2 protein-coding genes are annotated in these 1,975 nt (G+C 69.8%); both read right to left on the minus strand.

Annotation, left to right across the window (positions count from 1 at the left end; all coding sequences use genetic code 11):
- Nucleotides 1-71: 71 nt before the first annotated feature.
- The gene (locus FOZ70_RS33080; protein ID WP_219707591.1) at nucleotides 72-1,406 is read right to left on the minus strand and encodes a D-amino acid dehydrogenase; all 1,335 of its coding nucleotides are present in this window, start codon (nucleotides 1,404-1,406) and stop codon (nucleotides 72-74) included.
- A gap of 25 nt (nucleotides 1,407-1,431) precedes the next feature.
- Nucleotides 1,432-1,975, minus strand: a 544-nt coding sequence (locus FOZ70_RS38295) for an MFS transporter (RefSeq protein ID WP_258025798.1), incomplete at its 5' end; no start/stop codon positions are given.

Consider the following 1,975-nt stretch of genomic DNA (forward strand, 5'->3'; position numbering starts at 1 on the left):
CCGAGCCACCGAGCCACCGAGGCAGCAGGCCACCGGGCCACCGAGTCAGCCGAGCCACCGGGCCACCGGGCCTACCGGCCGTAGCGCGCGAGCGTCAGGCCCGACAAGTCGATCTCCGGTTCCCGTCCCGTGACGAGATCCGCCACCACCTTCCCCGACCCCATCGACATCGCCCAACCCGTCGAGCCGTGGCCGACGTTGAGCCAGAGCCCGTCGATCCCGCTCGCGCCGAGCAGCGGCGGCCCGTCGGGCGTCATCGGCCGGCGGCCGACCCAGAAGCGCGCCGATGCGCGATCGGCCGCGTGCGGGAACCAGTCGTCGAGCACCTTCATCAGCGTATCGAGCGCCTGCCGGCGCAGCGCTGCATGCCGGTTGCCGAGTTCCGCCGTACCCGCGACGCGCAACGTCGGGCCGAAGCGCGTGATCGCCGTCTTTAGCGATTCGTCCATCAGCGCGGCGTGCGGCGCTCTTTCGTCGTCGACGACGGAGAGCGTCGCCGAGTAACCCTTCACCGGATAGAGCGGCACGTCGATGCCGTGCGGCCGCAGCAGCGCGGCGCTGTCGACGCCGAGCGCGACGACGATCGCGTCGGCGGCGAGCCGCGCGTCGCGTTGCTTGCTGCCGGCGTTCGATGCGTGCGGATGCGCTCGTGCACGATCCGGCGTATCGCCATCCTCGTTGCCGTTACCGACGGTCCGCACGCCGCGCACCCGGCCCGCTTCAACGTCGAGCGCCTGCACGTCCGTGTGAAAGCGGAACGTCACGCCGTTTGCTTCGCACAGCGCCCGCAGTTCACGCGTAAAGCGTGCGCAGTCGCCCGCTTCGTCGTCGGGCAGGTAGATGCCGCCGACGGGTGCCTGCCGCGCCCAGCGCAGGCCCGGCTCGATCGCCGTGCAGCCGGCCGCATCGAGCTCGCGAAACGCGATGCCGGCGTCGCGCAGCACCTTCAGCGCGGGCTGGACCATCTGCACGTCGAACGCACCGCGCAGCAGCTGGAGGTAGCCCCGGCTCGCGCCGTAGTCGAACGGATGCCGGTCACGAAATGCGTGCAGGCATGCGCGGCTGTAATAGGCGATGCGCTGCATCCGCTGCTTGTTCACACGGAACCGCTCGAATTCGCATTCGCGCAGCCAGCGCGCGATCCAGCGCCACTGCGCGGCTTCGAGCGTCGGCCGGAAGATCAGCGGCGACGCGGGCTCGAACAGGTACTTGAGGATCTTGCCTGGCATCCCGGGGGCGGCCCACGGCGTCACGTAGCCGGGCGCGATCACGCCCGCGTTGCCGAGGCTCGTCGCCTGAGCGACGTCGGCCTCGCGTTCGATCACGGTGACCTCGCAACCTGCTTCGCGCAGGTGCCAGGCAGTGGTGACGCCGATCACGCCGGCGCCGAGAACGATCACGTGCATGCGGTTTCCGGAACGTGGCGGTTGCTCAGGACGCGACGGCCGGATCGTCGACGAGCGACTTGCCGCGCGTTTCCGGCAGGACGAGCGCCGCGACGATCACGAGCAGGTAGCCGCCGCCCGCGACGAGGCCGATCGCCTTCACGAGCGACATCGACTGCGACAGCGAGCCGACGAGGATCGGGAAGAACGAGCCGAGCCCGCGCCCGAGGTTGTAGCAGAAGCCCTGGCCCGAGCCGCGGATCGCACCGGGATACAGCTCCGACAGGTATGCGCCGACGCCCGCGAAGATCCCTTGCACGACGATCCCGAGCGGGAAGCCGAGCAGCAGCATCGCGGTGTCGGTGATCGGCAGCATCGTGTACGCCATGCCGAGCGAGAACGAGCCGATCGCGAACAGGATGAACGACGCGCGGCGGCCGAGCCGGTCGGACAGGATCGCGCCGACCACGTAGCCCACGAACGAGCCGACGATCAGCACGACGAGATAGCCGCTCGTGTTGAACACCGACAGGTGGCGGACGGTTTTCAGGTAGGTGGGCAGCCACGTCGTGATCGCGTAGTAGCCGCCC

This window comes from Burkholderia sp. COPS, from assembly GCF_019425585.1.
GTDB classification, from domain to species: domain Bacteria; phylum Pseudomonadota; class Gammaproteobacteria; order Burkholderiales; family Burkholderiaceae; genus Burkholderia; species Burkholderia cepacia.